The organism is Nocardia sp. NPDC050710, from assembly GCF_040654375.1.
GTDB lineage: Bacteria > Actinomycetota > Actinomycetes > Mycobacteriales > Mycobacteriaceae > Nocardia.
In genome coordinates this window covers 180,188-194,019 of the sequence record NZ_JBFAHV010000007.1, presented here as the reverse complement: position 1 = coordinate 194,019, position 13,832 = coordinate 180,188, and the positions used below count along the sequence as shown (strand labels likewise).

Annotated in this window: 10 protein-coding genes and 5 pseudogenes; 13 read left to right on the top strand and 2 right to left on the bottom strand. The window is 69.3% G+C overall.

Going from position 1 to position 13,832, the window contains the following annotated elements:
• Positions 1 to 113: 113 nt before the first annotated feature.
• Positions 114 to 554 carry an SAV_6107 family HEPN domain-containing protein gene (locus tag AB0H61_RS15860; RefSeq protein WP_357304334.1) on the bottom strand — a complete coding sequence of 147 codons (441 nt, stop codon included), beginning with the start codon at positions 552 to 554 and terminating at the stop codon, positions 114 to 116.
• Between the two features lie 149 nt (positions 555 to 703).
• Here AB0H61_RS15860 and AB0H61_RS15855 point away from each other — a divergent pair, with 149 nt between their 5' ends.
• From AB0H61_RS15855 to AB0H61_RS15835, 5 genes are all read left to right on the top strand, one after another.
• Complete coding sequence (locus AB0H61_RS15855) at positions 704 to 1,321, top strand: GNAT family N-acetyltransferase (RefSeq protein WP_357304331.1); 618 nt, start codon at positions 704 to 706, stop codon at positions 1,319 to 1,321.
• A gap of 57 nt (positions 1,322 to 1,378) precedes the next feature.
• The gene (locus tag AB0H61_RS15850; RefSeq protein WP_357304328.1) at positions 1,379 to 2,950 is read left to right on the top strand and encodes an NAD(P)/FAD-dependent oxidoreductase; all 1,572 of its coding nucleotides are present in this window, start codon (positions 1,379 to 1,381) and stop codon (positions 2,948 to 2,950) included.
• Between the two features lie 80 nt (positions 2,951 to 3,030).
• A complete protein-coding gene (locus AB0H61_RS15845) occupies positions 3,031 to 3,819 on the top strand; it encodes a carotenoid biosynthesis protein (RefSeq protein WP_357304538.1) in 789 nt (262 codons plus the stop codon).
• Positions 3,820 to 4,026: 207 nt separating this feature from the next.
• Positions 4,027 to 4,728: a DUF3153 domain-containing protein gene (locus AB0H61_RS15840; protein ID WP_357304535.1), complete on the top strand. Its 702-nt coding sequence runs from the start codon at positions 4,027 to 4,029 to the stop codon at positions 4,726 to 4,728.
• 65 nt (positions 4,729 to 4,793) lie between these two features.
• Entirely contained in the window at positions 4,794 to 5,885 is a 1,092-nt protein-coding gene (locus AB0H61_RS15835; RefSeq protein WP_357304532.1) for a glycosyltransferase, read from the top strand.
• Positions 5,886 to 5,929: 44 nt separating this feature from the next.
• Here AB0H61_RS15835 and AB0H61_RS15830 read toward each other — a convergent pair whose 3' ends face one another.
• The gene (locus tag AB0H61_RS15830; protein WP_357304326.1) at positions 5,930 to 6,628 is read right to left on the bottom strand and encodes a hypothetical protein; all 699 of its coding nucleotides are present in this window, start codon (positions 6,626 to 6,628) and stop codon (positions 5,930 to 5,932) included.
• Between the two features lie 239 nt (positions 6,629 to 6,867).
• On the opposite strand from AB0H61_RS15830, the pseudogene AB0H61_RS15825 reads away from it, so the two are divergent.
• The 8 genes and pseudogenes from AB0H61_RS15825 to AB0H61_RS15790 all read left to right on the top strand — a co-directional run.
• Positions 6,868 to 7,373: pseudogene (locus tag AB0H61_RS15825) on the top strand (ABC transporter permease subunit); the annotation flags it as partial.
• Positions 7,370 to 8,155: an amino acid ABC transporter ATP-binding protein gene (locus AB0H61_RS15820; RefSeq protein WP_357304324.1), complete on the top strand. Its 786-nt coding sequence runs from the start codon at positions 7,370 to 7,372 to the stop codon at positions 8,153 to 8,155. The pseudogene AB0H61_RS15825 and the gene AB0H61_RS15820, both read left to right, overlap by 4 nt.
• Positions 8,156 to 8,174: 19 nt before the next feature.
• Positions 8,175 to 8,750 (top strand): annotated as a pseudogene (locus AB0H61_RS15815) (transporter substrate-binding domain-containing protein); the annotation flags it as partial.
• Positions 8,747 to 9,052 (top strand): annotated as a pseudogene (locus tag AB0H61_RS15810) (ABC transporter ATP-binding protein); the annotation flags it as partial. The pseudogenes AB0H61_RS15815 and AB0H61_RS15810, both read left to right, overlap by 4 nt.
• 316 nt (positions 9,053 to 9,368) lie before the next feature.
• Complete coding sequence (locus tag AB0H61_RS15805; RefSeq protein WP_357304322.1) at positions 9,369 to 10,478, top strand: LLM class flavin-dependent oxidoreductase; 1,110 nt, start codon at positions 9,369 to 9,371, stop codon at positions 10,476 to 10,478.
• Positions 10,475 to 11,857 (top strand): annotated as a pseudogene (locus AB0H61_RS15800) (NtaA/DmoA family FMN-dependent monooxygenase). The gene AB0H61_RS15805 and the pseudogene AB0H61_RS15800 overlap by 4 nt, the downstream one beginning before the upstream one ends.
• Positions 11,854 to 12,667: pseudogene (locus tag AB0H61_RS15795) on the top strand (DUF1684 domain-containing protein). The pseudogenes AB0H61_RS15800 and AB0H61_RS15795 overlap by 4 nt, the downstream one beginning before the upstream one ends.
• Complete coding sequence (locus AB0H61_RS15790; RefSeq protein WP_357304320.1) at positions 12,664 to 13,815, top strand: LLM class flavin-dependent oxidoreductase; 1,152 nt, start codon at positions 12,664 to 12,666, stop codon at positions 13,813 to 13,815. Before AB0H61_RS15795 ends, AB0H61_RS15790 begins: the two are co-directional and overlap by 4 nt.
• The last annotated feature ends 17 nt before the right edge of the window (positions 13,816 to 13,832 follow it).

The following is a 13,832-nucleotide window of genomic DNA, read 5'->3' as shown; positions in this document are numbered from 1 at the left end:
GGCACTAGGACGTGGCTGTCGCCTCCGGGTAGGCGACAGATAGCCGACCTTGGCGGCTATCTGTCACTAATGATACGAGTTCGATCAGGGCCGTACCACCTACTCGTCGATAACTAAGCGGTCATGCCGTCCGAGAGCCCCCGGGGTGGCCGCAAACGGGCGGCCGTGTTGAGCAGATCTTCGACATCGTGCAGGAATGCGCCCACCCGCGAATAGAACTCGTCGGCCGTGTGATCATCGACGTCGCGGTCCAGACCCGCCTCCAGGGCGGCCCGCAACTCCGAACGCGCACTGAAGTAGTCGGCCCACATCACGAACTCCGGCATCGCCCGCTGCAACAGCACCCAGGCGTTGCGCGAACGTGCCCGCGGCGCGGCGTCTGCCCCCGTGAACGCCAGCACCGCACCCGCGCCGCGCAGCGCGGCGAGATACGCGGTACGGAAGCGCTCGCGCGGATCCGCTTCACCGGCGGCCTCCATGAGCAGACCATCCGCCCTTTTCAGCAGCTTGCCCGCCCTGCCGGGTTGCCCGGGATGTTCGATCCGACCAGACATCAGCCGTCCCTCCGCTGTCGCACACCCTGGTCTCCCCGGGCGCTCATTGCCCACCGCGCGGACCGAACAGGTATTCGAACGTTTGAATTGAGATTGAATATAGGGACACCCACCGACAACTTTCCGCCTCCGCGCGGCCGACGAGAGCCATGACAGCCGTCAAGCCCAATCACACCCCCGCACCCGCACCCGTCGTCGTCGACCTCTCGGTCACCGACCTGCGCTACCGGCTACACGACGCACTATCGGTGTACGTCGCGGCGATGGACTATCCGCGCGGCACCGAGAATCACCGCGCGCCGATGTGGACCGAACACACCACCCGCGCGGGCTGGCAGGCGGTCGCCGCCCTGGTCCCCGACGATGCCGGTCGGGTCGACCTGCGGTCCGCGCCGATCGTCGCGATCGCGTACGGGTACCGCGGCGCACCACACCAGTGGTGGCAACAGCAGGTGCACAGCGGGATGCGGCGCTCCGGCTGGCCGGAGCATTCGACGCGGGAACTGCTCGCGGACTACTTCGAGCTGACCGAGCTGCATGTGCACCCGTCCGCGCAGGGACGCGGTATCGGCGCGGTCCTGCTGACCCGGCTGCTGCAGAACCGGGCCGAACGCGCGGTCCTGCTGTCCACCCCGGAGGTGGACGGCGAGGACAACCGGGCCTGGCGGCTGTACCGCCGCGAGGGGTTCGGCGACGTGATCCGCAATTTCGTCTTCGCCGGAGACAGTCGCCCGTTCGCGATCCTGGGACGGCGGCTACCGCTGTGAACCGGCGACAGGCGACGACGCGCCCACCCGAGCCGACGGTATTCGCGTGAGGGTCACGTGACGGTTCTGGTACTCGGTTCGGGCCACAACGCCCTGGTCGCGGCCTGCTATCTCGCGCGCGCCGGGGAGCGGGTCGAGGTGCTCGAACGCGATGAAGTGCTGGGTGGCGCGGTGTCGACCGTCGAACGATTCCCCGGACATCTGGTGGATCGGGGCTCCTCCGCCCACATCATGATCCGGCATACCGGAATCATCGAGGAGCTCGAACTCGAGCGCTTCGGCCTGCGGTATATCGATTGCGACCCTTGGGGCTTCACCCCCACCGACCCGGCGACCGGAGCGCCGCCGATCATCTTCCACCGGGACCTGGACCGCACCTGCGCCTCCATCGCGGAGGCCTGCGGGGCACGGGATGCGGTGGCCTACGAGCATTTCGCGCAGGTCTGGGGCGCTCGCAGCGCCCGGGTGATGCGCGCGTTCGGCGGGACGCCGACACCGGGACGGCTGCTGCGCTCGTTCTGGGGGTTGGACGCGAAGGACGGCGGCAGTGCGCTCTCCCGCGAATTCCTGCAATCCGGTGATGCGCTGCTGGACAGCCACTTCCACGATGAACGGCTCAAGGCGTCACTGGCCTGGTTCGGTGCGCAGTCCGGTCCGCCGATGTCGGAGCCCGGTACCGCGCCGATGGTGGGTTTCGCGGCGCTGATGCATACCCTTCCGCCCGGGCGCGCGGTGGGCGGAAGTGGGGCGCTGTCGGCGGCGCTGGTCGCCCGGTTGCGCTCCGACGGCGGCGTGGTGTCGGCCGGTGACGCGGTCACCGCGCTCATCCGCGACGGCGACGGCTGGCGGGTGCGCACCGCATCCGGCCGGAACCTGTACGCCCGCAAAGTGATCGCGGGCACCCATGTGCTGACCACACTGGACCTGCTCCGTGTCGGCGGATTCGACGAATCCATACTGGACGACTGGCAGCGGCGCATCCGGGTCGGGCCCGGCATCGGCATGGTGGTGCGCTTGGCCACCTCGGACCTGCCGCGGTACCCCGGCGCCTCGGCCGCCGAATCGGCCACCGGCCTGCAATTGCTGGTGTCCGATCGCGGACAGCTGCGCCGCGCCCACGGCGCCGCGCTCGCCGGCGACCTCCCACCCCGCCCGGTGGTGCTGGCCATGAGCTTCAGCGCACTCGACCCGACCATCGCCGCCGCCGGGCAGCACCAGCTCTCGCTGTGGGCCCAGTGGCATCCGTACCGGCTCGCCGACGGCACCGACTGGTCGGCGCACGCCGACCGGGAAGCCGACCGGATCATCGGAGAACTCGATTCCTACGCACCGGGTTTCGCCGACACCGTACTCCAGCGGTACGTGCAGACACCGGTGGACCTGGAACGCGAGATGGGGTTGCGCGGCGGCAATGTGATGCACGTCGAGATGTCGCTGGACCAGATGATGCTGTGGCGGCCGATCCCGGAGCTCTCAGGTCAGCGGGTTCCCGGCGCGCCCGGGCTCTACTTGACCGGCGCCTCGACACATCCGGGCGGCGGAGTATCCGGAGCCAGCGGACGCAGCGCGGCTCGGTTGGTACTGCGCGACACCCGTCGCGGTCGTTTTCCCCTGCTGCGCAAGCGATGACGGATCGCACCCCACCCGCGGCCGAACGATCCCCTTCCGCGTCACCATGGGGCGGCGTGAGTGCCGGGCGCGGCCGCGCCATGCGATCGCTGCTGCGGCATCCCGTGCCCGCGGCCTTCGCCGCCCTGCTGGTCGCGGTGCAGATCAGCTATCCGCTCACGACGGGGGTGACGCGCGACCGAGTGACGGTGATCGTCGTACTGCTGTCCGCGGGCACGGCGCTGGCGCACGCGGTGGCGACCCGCGGATTCCGTTATGCGGCGGGGTTCCTGCTGATCGTCTCGGGGATCGGCCTGCTCACCGAGATCATCGGCACGGCGACGGGCTACCCGTTCGGCTGCTACGACTACGCGGTGGACCGGCTGGGTCCGGCGCTGGCGGGAGTTCCGCTGGTGGTTCCCCTGGCGTGGACCGGCGGGCTCTATCCGATCTGGATCGTGGCGGGAATACTGACCGGACGCACGGCCGGGCGAATCGCGCTGACGGCCGTCGGCGCGGTGGGTTGGGATCTGTTCCTGGACCCGCAGATGGTCGCCGACGATCAATGGACCTGGTGCGATACCGAATCCGGATTGCCGGGATTGGCGCATATCCCGCTGACCAACTATCCGGGGTGGTTCGCGGTGGGCCTGGCGATGGCCGTCCTGCTCACCGCCTGGGATCGCAGCACGACCCGCCGGGCCGGGGCAAACGACGCCGTCCCGATCGCGGTGTTCCTGTGGACGTGGCTCGGCTCGGCCCTCGCCCACGCCGTCTTCCTGGGCCTACCGGTCTCGGCCGCCTACGGCGTGGTCGGTATGGGTGTGCTCGGCATTCCGCTACTCCGGGTGTTGTGGCGGTCCCGGATACCTTCGGGCACCCTCGCGTAGTCCGCGGCACCACCACGCGGTATGAACCGGCCCACGGCCGGCCCGCGAAGGTGGGCGGGGGCGGCCGGTGTGGGCCGTCCCGATTCCTTCCGCCCGTCGCGTGGCCATTGCGTGGCTCGGCCTGGCACGATGTGAGCCGTGCAACCGAGTCCCATGCCCACGATGCCCGATGTCCCGGTTCCAGCGCCGCGCCCGCGCCGCACCGGAATGCGGATAGCGGCGGCCGCCCTGCTCACGGCATTCCTGGTGCCGATGCTCGCGGGCTGCCTGCGGGTGCAGGTCTCGATGGGCGTGTCTTCCAACGACCGGGTGTCCGGGCGCATCGTGGCCGCGGTGGTACCCGCGAATGCCGAGGACAAGGGTCCGCAGCTGAAGGCGCCGGAATCGCTGGCCGCGAAGGTGCGGGTGGAGCCTTATAACCAGGACGGGTATGTGGGCAGCAAGGTGTTCTTCGAGGACCTATCCTTCGGTGAAGTATCACAGCTCGGGCAACTCTCCGAGCAGACCCAGGGCATGTTCCAATTGCAGTTCCAGCGCACCGGCGACCTGGTCAGCCTGACCGGCCGGGTCGACCTGAAATCGGTGCCGCCACACGGTTCGGACGTGCAGTTCACGGTCGCGTTCCCGGCCCGCGTCGCCAAGACCAACGGCAATCGCGAGGACGACTCCACCGTCTCCTGGAAGCTCCCGCCCGGCGATGTCTCCACGCTGCGCGCCGAAGTCAGCTACGCCGACCCGAACACCCGCTCGTTCGCGGGCTGGGCGGGCATCGTCGGCGGTATCACCCTCGCCGTCGCCGCGATCGTCGCCGCCATGGCCTATATGGACCGCAACCCGGCCTCCCCGCACGGCGCCGAGGGCGGATTCTCCCTCAGCCGGTGGTGGCGTCTGGTGAAGGAAGGCCGCTGACCATATCGGGCCGATCGCATTCCGCTGTCCGCATCGGTGCGGCGGTTTCGGGGATCGGGTGTGCCATCGCGTTGTTCAACCGGATCACCGTGCGGCGACTGCCGGTCGACGCCGCGGCGATCGAGCCGATCACGGTATGCATCCCGGCGCGCGACGAGGTGCGGCGACTGCCGCGGTTGATCGGTGACCTGCGCGCGCAGACGGGTGTGCCCCGCATGCAAGTGCTGATCCTCGATGACGCGTCGAGCGATGGCACCGGCACGGCCGCGGCCGCGGCGATCGGCGACGACCCGCGGTTCATCATGGTTCGTTCGGATACCGAGCCCGAACCGGGATGGACCGGGAAGGCAGCCGCGTGTGCCCGGCTGGCGGAGCTGGTGGATACGGCGGTGCTGGTATTTCTCGACGCGGATGTGCGGCTGGCACCCGGGGCGATCGCCGCGGCGGTGGCCGAATTGCGCCGGAGCGGGGCGGCATTGGTGTCGCCGTGGCCCGCGCAGGAGGCCGGGTCGCCGACCGAGGCACTGGTACAGCCACTGCTGTGCTGGTCGTGGGCTTCGACACTGCCCGTCGCCCTGGCGAATCGGAGCCTTCGGCCGTCGATGGCGGTGGCATGCGGCCAGTTCCTGGCCTTCGACACCGCTGCCTATCGCGTCATCGGCGGGCATGCGGCGGTCGCCGCCAGCCCGACCGAGGATCTCGATATCGCCCGCGCGCTGCGCCGCTCCGGCAGGCACACCACGCTGGTCGCGGCGGGACCGCTGGCGCGCACCCGAATGTATGGGAGCGCCGCCGAACTCGACGACGGCTATACCCGCTGGCTCTGGTCCGCCTACGGCGGTTCGCCGCTCGCCGGAGCGGCCGTGGGAACGGTTGCCGCACTGGCCTACTGGCTACCTCCCTTGGCCGCGGTCGCCGGACGCGGCCGGACCCGGCGCGCGGGCCTGCTCGGATCGGTCGCCGCGGTCGCGGCGCGGCTGCTTGCCCGGTCCACCGAAACCGGTGGACCGCTCACCCGGGCCGACTTCCGCGCCGCCCTCGGCCACCCGCTGTCGATCGCGGCCTATGCCCGCCTGTCGATCCGGTCGCACCGCGCCCGCAGGAACGGCGATCTCCGGTGGAAAGGCCGCGATCTCACCATCGTTCGCGACGCCTAGTGGTCTGCGTCCGGCCGCAGCGGGCGCGGCCGGACGTGCGACGGTCAGGGGACGGTCGTGACGCCGACGGTGGGCAGGAAGAAACAGGACTTGGCGCCGTTCTGGACGGTGCCGAAGACGGCGGCCAGGACGGTGCCCTTACCGGTGTCGACCGGGACGGCGCGAATACCGCCGACGGGGACCGCGGCGAGGAAGAAGTCCTGGATGGCCTTTTCGGCGAGCGGGCGGATTTCGGCGGGGACCGCGGGCGGGACCATGGCGCGGAACACGTCGGAGAGCGGACCCATCGAGGCGAAACCGCTGCGACCGTTACTCACATTCAGCCACGCCACCCGCATCCCGGAGGAGGCGTTCGCCTGATCGGGCGCGATGCCGTAGGGGACGAAGGTGAACATGGTCTGACCGGATTTGACGGCGGTCAGGTCCAGACCGGGAATGGTGACGGCCGTCTTGGGCCATGGGCCGGGGACAGCTCCCGCGACCGCGGGGACCAAGCCGAGGGTGCTTCCGTCATTGCAGAAGGCGGCCGCGGTCGGATACAGGAACGGGTTCATTCCGAACTGCTGGAGCGCTTCCAGATTCGACTGGTAGGCACCGAGTAGGTCACCCGGACCCGCGACCGCGGAGGGGCGGTCGGCGGCGACGGGCGGGGCGGCGGCCGCGCTGCCCGGTAGCGCCAGAACCAGCGCGGCAGAGCCGGTTGTGATGGCGGCAAATGTGGTGAGACGGCGCACTACGGTCACACGAACCTCCTCATCGTCGGCACGATCGAGGTCACAGGCTACTCCAGCAAACGCCGATAACAGGGATTATCTCGTTTGGCAAATCCCCGGCGTGTCGTCGAGACCTGCCGCGCCGCGGCATCGGGCGCGACTCGAAGCCACGGGGGGTAGGTGGGACGTAGGTTGTCGACCGGCGTAGGGATGTCCGGTCGACGCGGGCAATTCTCGCGGGCAAGGGCGGTCACGGGAAGGGCTGCGCTCACGGTCTGGCGACCAACCCCGGATGGGATTGGGGCACCTTCGCGCAGTATGTGACCGCGAAGTCGGTGCTCTCGGCACTGAAGGTGACGCTGGAATTGACGCTGTGCCGGGTCAGCTGGAGGCGGCCGCGGCACTGGGGATTCCGCGCTGGCGGCAGTTCCGCACCGTGGTGGCGCCGCAGGCGATGCGCTCGATCCTGCCCAATGCCACCAACGAGGTGATCAGCCTGTTCAAGGGCACCTCGATCGTCTCGGTCATGGCGATCGCGGAGCTCTTCTACCAGGTGCAGGTGATCTACGGCCGCAATGGGCGGGTGGTGCCGCTGTTGATGGTCGCGACGGTCTGGTACATCGTGCTCACCACGATTGCGTCCATCGCGCAGTTCTATATCGAGCGTCGCTACGCCAAGGGAGCGCAGCGCACGACACCGCCGACACCGCTGCAACAGCTGCGACAGGGATTCCGTGAGATCGCCGCCATCGCACCGCGGGGAGCGACCCGATGAGCGCCGCGGAGATCACCGGCGAGGCCATCGCCGTCGACGTGCGCGGTGTCCGCAAATCCTACGGCGCCAACGAGGTTCTGCGCGGCATCGATCTCACGGTGCGCACCGGCGAGGTGGTCGCGGCGATCGGACCTTCCGGCTCCGGTAAATCCACGCTGCTACGGGTGCTCAACCACCTGGAGACCCTCGATGCGGGCACCGTGCGCATCGACGGTGAGCTGATCGGATATCGCCTGCGCCGCAACGTCTTGCACCCGCTGTCCGACCGCGAGGTGCGCAGGCAGCGTTCCCACATCGGCTTCGTCTTCCAGCAGTTCAATCTGTTCCCGCATCTGACGGCGTTGGAGAATGTCACGCTCGCACCGCTTTCCGCGCAGGGCCGCCCGCGCGCGGGGGTGGAGCGCGAGGCGCGCGAACTGTTGGAGCGCGTCGGCATCGGCGAACTGGCCGACGTCTACCCGCGCAGGCTCTCCGGCGGACAGCAGCAACGGGTCGCCATCGCACGGGCACTCGCCTTGCGGCCCGGGGTCATTCTCTTCGACGAGCCGACCTCCGCGCTGGACCCGGAACTGGTCGGTGAGGTCCTCGACGTCATCCGGGATCTCGCGCACCGGGGAACGGCACTGGTGATCGTCACCCACGAGATCGGTTTCGCCCGTGAAGTCGCGGACACGGTGGTGTTCCTCGACGCGGGCGCGATCGTCGAACAGGGTCCGCCCGCCGACGTACTCGAGCATCCGCGACATCCACGCACCCGCGCCTTCCTGTCCCGGGTCCGCTGAACCCATGAATCCCCCGACGATGAACAGGTATTCGATGAAGCTCTCCGCCCTGGTCTCCGCCGCCGCCGCGGTGGCCGTCCTGGTCACCGGTTGCGGCGCCGACCCCGATGCGGACGACACCGTCCGAACGGCCGGTTCGATCTCCTTCGAGCTCTCCCCCGCCCAGTCCGGCCGGGTCCGGGCTACGAAGGTCGACACCATCGCCGCCCAGCTGCCCCAGGCCATTCGCGACCGCGGCACCCTGGTGGTGACCGGCTCCTCCGGCGCCGCGCCGCCGCTGCGCTTCTACGCCACCGACGACAAGACCACCGTCGGTTCCGAAGTCGACTTCGCCTCGCTGATCGCCGACATCCTCGGCCTGAGACTCGATGTGCAGGTGGCGGATTGGTCGCAGAACTTCGTTCGGGTGGACTCCGGCGAGGTCGACGTGTTCATTTCCAACGTCACGGTGACCGAGGAGCGCAAGGAGAAGTACGACTTCGCGACCTACCGTTCCGACACCGTCGCGCTCGAGGTGCCCAAGGACAGCACGCTGGACTACAAGGATCGTCAGTCGCTGGCGGGCAAGCGCATCGGTGTCGGCAGCGGCACATCGCCCGTGCGCTCGCCCTGCGTCCGGACCTGCTGGTGCTCGACGAACCGGTCTCCGCACTCGACGCCTCCGTCCAAGCCCAGATCCTGGACCTGCTCGACCGGCTGCAATCCGAATTGAGTCTGAGTTACCTGTTCATCTCGCACGATCTCGCCGTGGTCCGCCGCATCAGCGACCGTGTCGCCGTCATGCGCCACGGCCGCATCATCGAATCCGGCTCCACCGCCAGCATTTTCGACAACCCGCGGCACGACTACACCCGCGAGTTGCTTTCGGCGATCCCCACCCCGAAAGGCGTCCACTGATGTCGACTTCGGATACCGACCCGGCCACCCACCGTCGCGACGCGACGACCGGGATGTCGCACCTGCGCGCCTGCCTCTCCCGCCTCCGCGGATACACCGGAATCCGAGCCCGGTCGCAAGCGCGAGGTCCCGTCGTCTCCTGGCAATGCGCGCACCCCCTTCGCCCCCGACCTCGCGGGCAGTACCTCTCCCTCCGCACTGAACCTCCTCATCCCCTGGAAAGGACTCCCCTGATGCCGGACAAGAACCTCGCCGGTCGAGTGAGAAACACCGTCGTCTGCCGACCGGCGCCCGCCGACCGGACGGGAGGGTTGCGATGAGCGAATTCCTGGTGGGGGTGGAGGCGGACGGGACGGGCGTGCATCCGGCTTCCTGGCGGCGCGCGGACTCGCGGGCCGAGGAGTTGTCGACCGGATCGTACTGGGTGGACGCGGTGACGGCGGCCGAGCGAGCCGGGGTCGACGTGGTGTTCGTGCCGGACTCGTTCCAACTGCAACAGGGTGGGGCCGGGGTGACCCGCGCCAGGCTGGACGCGCTCGCGATCGCGGCGCGGGTGGCCGCGGCGACCCGCGGCATCGGGCTGCTGCCGCAGGCGCCGGTGACCCATACCGAGCCGTTCCACCTGTCCAAGGCGATCGCCAGTCTCGACTTCGCCTCGCTCGGCCGGGCGGGCTGGGAGGTCACCGTATCCGATGGCGCGGAACAGGCGAAGGCGTTCGGGCGCAAGGACACCCAGGATGCCGCCGCGCTGTGGCACGAGGGCGATGAGGCGATCGAGGTGGTGACCCGGCTGTGGGACAGCTCGGAGGACGGCGCCGAAATCCGCGACGTGCCCACTGGACGCTTCATCGACCGGGAACGGTTGCACTACATCGACTTCGCCAGCGACAACTTCTCGGTGCGGGGCCCCTCGATTACGCCGCGCTCGCCGCAGGGGCAGCCGATCGTCGCCGTCCGCGCCGACGATGAGCCCAGTACCGAGGTCGCGGTGCGCCGGGCCGATCTGATCCGCATCACCGCGGGTGATCTCGCAACCGCCCGAGCCCGGCGTACCGCGTTGCGCGCCGCGCTCGTGGCCGCCGACCGCGATCCCGACACGGTCGCCGTCCTGCTGGATCTCGATATCCACCTGGCGATATCCCAGCAGGTGGCCGACGCGGAGGTGGCCGACCCGGAAGGCTGGTGGCCCGGCGATTCGATGGCGCCCCTGCGTCATATCGGCACCGTCGCCGGGCTGCGCACCCTCCTCGCGGAGATCGCCGATGCGCGCGGCGCCGACGGTGTCGTACTGCGGCCGCTGGTACTGCATCCCACGCTCGCCCACCTGCCCGGGCTGGGACGCGGGCCGCTGTCCGCGGGCACTCTCCGCGACCGCCTCGGGCTGGCGCGCCCGATCAGCCGATATGCCACAGGGAGCACTCGATGACCGCGAAACCACGCAAAACAGTCCACTTGGCCGCGCACTTCCCCGGCGTCAACAACACCACGGTGTGGGCCGACCCGGAATCCAAGAGCCAGATCGACTTCGAATCCTTCGTACACCTGGCGCGCACCGCCGAACGCGGGTTGTTCGACTTCTTCTTCCTCGCCGAGGGCTGCGGCTGCGCGAACATCGCGGGCAGATCCACTATCTCGATGTGGTCGGGCGCCCAGATACCTTCACGGTATTGAACGCACTGGCCGGGGTCACCGACAAACTCGGGCTGGCGGGCACCATCAACAGCACCTACAACGAGCCGTTCGAACTGGCCAAACGATTCGCCTCACTGGATCATCTCTCCGGTGGGCGGGCGGCCTGGAACGTCGTCACCTCCTCGGACGCCTTCACCGGCGAGAATTTCCGGCGCGGCGGCTATCTCGAGCACGACGACCGCTACCGGCGCGCCGCCCAAGTGGTCGAGGCGACCCGCGTGCTGTGGGACAGCTGGCCGGAGGATGCGCTGGTGGTGGATCGCGCCGCCGGTGTGTTCGCCCATGACATCCCCGCAACCCGGTACCGCAGTTCGCAATTCGATATCGAGGGCCGGTTCACCCTGCCGCCGAGCCCGCAGGGTCATCCGGTATTGCTCCAAGCGGGCGACTCCGATGAGGGTCGCGAATTCGGTGCCGCCGCGGCCGATGCCATCTTCACCGGCCACGGCACACTGGCGGCCGGGCAGCAGTTCTACGCCGATATCAAGGGCCGCCTGGCCAAGTACGGTCGCTCGCCGAATGAGGTGAAGATCCTGCCCGCCGCCACCTTCGTACTCGGCGATACCGATGCGCAGGCACAGGAGCGGGCCCGCCATATCCGGCATCAACAGGTCGGACCGCAGACCGCGATCGCCTTCCTCGAACAGGTCTGGGGCCGTGACCTTTCCGGCTACGACCCGGATGGACCGCTGCCCGACGTGGAGCCCGCCGACAATGTGAACATCACCCGCGGCCGGGTCCGGCACACCAAGAATCCGCGCGGTCGCCGAGGCATGGCGAGCCAAGGCGGGGGCCGAGCAGCTCAGCATCCGTGAGCTGATTATCGAGGTGACCGCGCGCCAGCAGTTCGTCGGTACCCCCGCCGCGGTCGCCGAACAGATCGACGCGCACGTCCAGGCCGACGCCGCCGACGGTTTCATCCTGGTCCCGCACCTCACCCCCGGCGGGCTCGACGAGTTCGTCGACCGCGTCGTCCCGGAACTACAGGAACGCGGCAGTTTCCGCACCCGGTACACCGGCGACACCCTGCGCGACCACCTCGGCCTGCGCCATCCCCGACACCACGAATCCCAGTCCCACCCGTCCGTCCACGAAGGAGCCCGAGCGTCATGACCACCAGCACCGCAACGCATTTCGAGACCGAATGGGCGAACTGGCACCACACCAGGGAGGATCAGCTGCGCGATTCGCTCGGCTTCCTGAGCCTGACCGGCCTGCACTGGCTCACCGACCGCCCCGAGCGGCTGCCCGATGTGCCGGGCACCTGGTGGGTGACCGATCACAAGGTGTTCATCACCGCCCAGCCCGCCGATCGGCTGGATTTCGAGGGGACCGGCATCGCGGGCGTGCAGATCATCGCCCCGGCCGAGGGTGCGCCGGGGGGTCAGTGTGCGCCACGAGCGACGGATGCTCGAGGTGATCCGGCGCACCGGGCAGTACGCGGTGCGGGTGCACGATCCCGTCGCCCCCACCCTGCTGAATTTCACCGGAATCCCGGCCTACCAGCCGGACCCGCGGTGGGTGCTGACCGGTCGCTTCGAACCGTTCGACGAGCCGCGCACCGTCACAACGGGCGCCGTGGTCGAAGGCTTGGAACACCACCATGCGGCCGCGGGAACCATCGAATTCACGGTCGGCACCGCGACCGAACGGGTCGTCGCGTTCGGCGGCCAGGGTGATCTGCGGGTGCTGTTCACCGATGCGACCAGCGGCGTCACCACCTATCCGGCGGCCCGCTCGCTGACCGTCGAGGCCCCCGATGCGAACGGGACCGTCCAGCTCGATTTCAACCGGGCGGCGAATCTGCCCTGCGCCTTCACCGATTTCGCGACCTGCCCGATAGCGCCCGAGCAGAACCGGCTGCGCGTCGCGATCGAAGCGGGCGAACAGGATCCGCGGCTGGGCGTCGGTGGTAGGTCATGAGTGTTCCGCTGTCCATTCTCGATCTGGCGCCGGTCAGCGCGGGCTCGACCCCGCAGCAGGCGCTGCGCAACACCATCGATCTCGCACAGCGCGCCGAACAGTGGGGCTACCACCGGTATTGGCTGGCCGAACATCATTTCGTCGCGGTCGCCAGTTCCTCGTCGATCACCCTCATCGGATTGGTCGCGGCGGCCACCTCCCGCATCCGGGTCGGCTCGGCGGCGGTCCAGGTGGGGCATCACACCTCGGCCTCGATCGTGGAGGCATTCGGCACCATCGACGCGCTGTACCCCGGACGCCTCGACCTCGGCCTCGGCCGCTCCGGGCACCGGCGCGCCCAATTCGGCAGTGAACCCGCCCATCCCAAGGGCGGGCACCCGGTGGTCGATACGGTGACCGGCCGCACCGAAATCCGCGACGGTGTGGTGGTGCCGCCACCGTTCGATCCCGGCCGTATCGCCGATCGGACGAAATTCGTCGCATCCCTGCGCGCCCTACAGCAGCACGGTGCGCAGGCCCTGGACTTCGCCGACCAGATCGACGAGGTGCAGGCACTGTTGAACGGCAGCTACACGACGCCGGAAGGTACTGCGTTACACGCGGTTCCGGGCGAAGGGGCACAGGTCGAGCTGTGGCTTTTCGGCAGCTCGGGCGGCGAAAGCGCCGAGCTGGCCGGACGATTGGGTCTGCCGTTCGCCGCGGCCTACCACGTCGCCCCCGGCACCGCGCTCGACGCGATCGACGCCTACCGCGCGGCATTCCGCCCGTCCGAACGACTGGCCGAACCGTACGTGGTGATCTCGGCCGACGTGGTCGTCGCCGCGGACGACGCCACCGCGCGGCATCACGCGGCCAGCTACGGGCACTGGGTGTACAACATCCGCACCGGCGCGGGCGCGTCGGAATATCTCGACCCGGACACCGCCGCACCGCTCACCGCGGAGCAGCGCCGCCTGGTCGACGACCGCCTCGCCACCCAGTTCGTCGGCTCGCCGAAGACAGTGGTGGAGCGGCTCGCGGCGCTGCAACACGTCACCGGCGCGAACGAACTCCTCGTCACCAGCATCGCCTATCGGCACGAGGACCGTCTGGAATCGCATCGGCTGCTCGCCGACGCCTGGGGTTCGCGCGCCGCACGCGCGGCCTGAGGCCCGCCCGGGTCGGC

What these genes read in the sequence shown, in the direction of transcription:
- AB0H61_RS15840 (WP_357304535.1), top strand. Translation starts at nt 4,027, where the DNA reads ATGCGGATAGCGGCGGCCGCCCTGCTCACGGCATTCCTGGTGCCGATG.
- AB0H61_RS15820 (WP_357304324.1), top strand. Translation starts at nt 7,370, where the DNA reads ATGAGCGCCGCGGAGATCACCGGCGAGGCCATCGCCGTCGACGTGCGC.
- AB0H61_RS15855 (WP_357304331.1), top strand. Translation starts at nt 704, where the DNA reads ATGACAGCCGTCAAGCCCAATCACACCCCCGCACCCGCACCCGTCGTC.
- AB0H61_RS15805 (WP_357304322.1), top strand. Translation starts at nt 9,369, where the DNA reads ATGAGCGAATTCCTGGTGGGGGTGGAGGCGGACGGGACGGGCGTGCAT.
- AB0H61_RS15860 (WP_357304334.1), bottom strand. Translation starts at nt 554, where the DNA reads ATGTCTGGTCGGATCGAACATCCCGGGCAACCCGGCAGGGCGGGCAAG.
- AB0H61_RS15845 (WP_357304538.1), top strand. Translation starts at nt 3,031, where the DNA reads ATGCGATCGCTGCTGCGGCATCCCGTGCCCGCGGCCTTCGCCGCCCTG.
- AB0H61_RS15790 (WP_357304320.1), top strand. Translation starts at nt 12,664, where the DNA reads ATGAGTGTTCCGCTGTCCATTCTCGATCTGGCGCCGGTCAGCGCGGGC.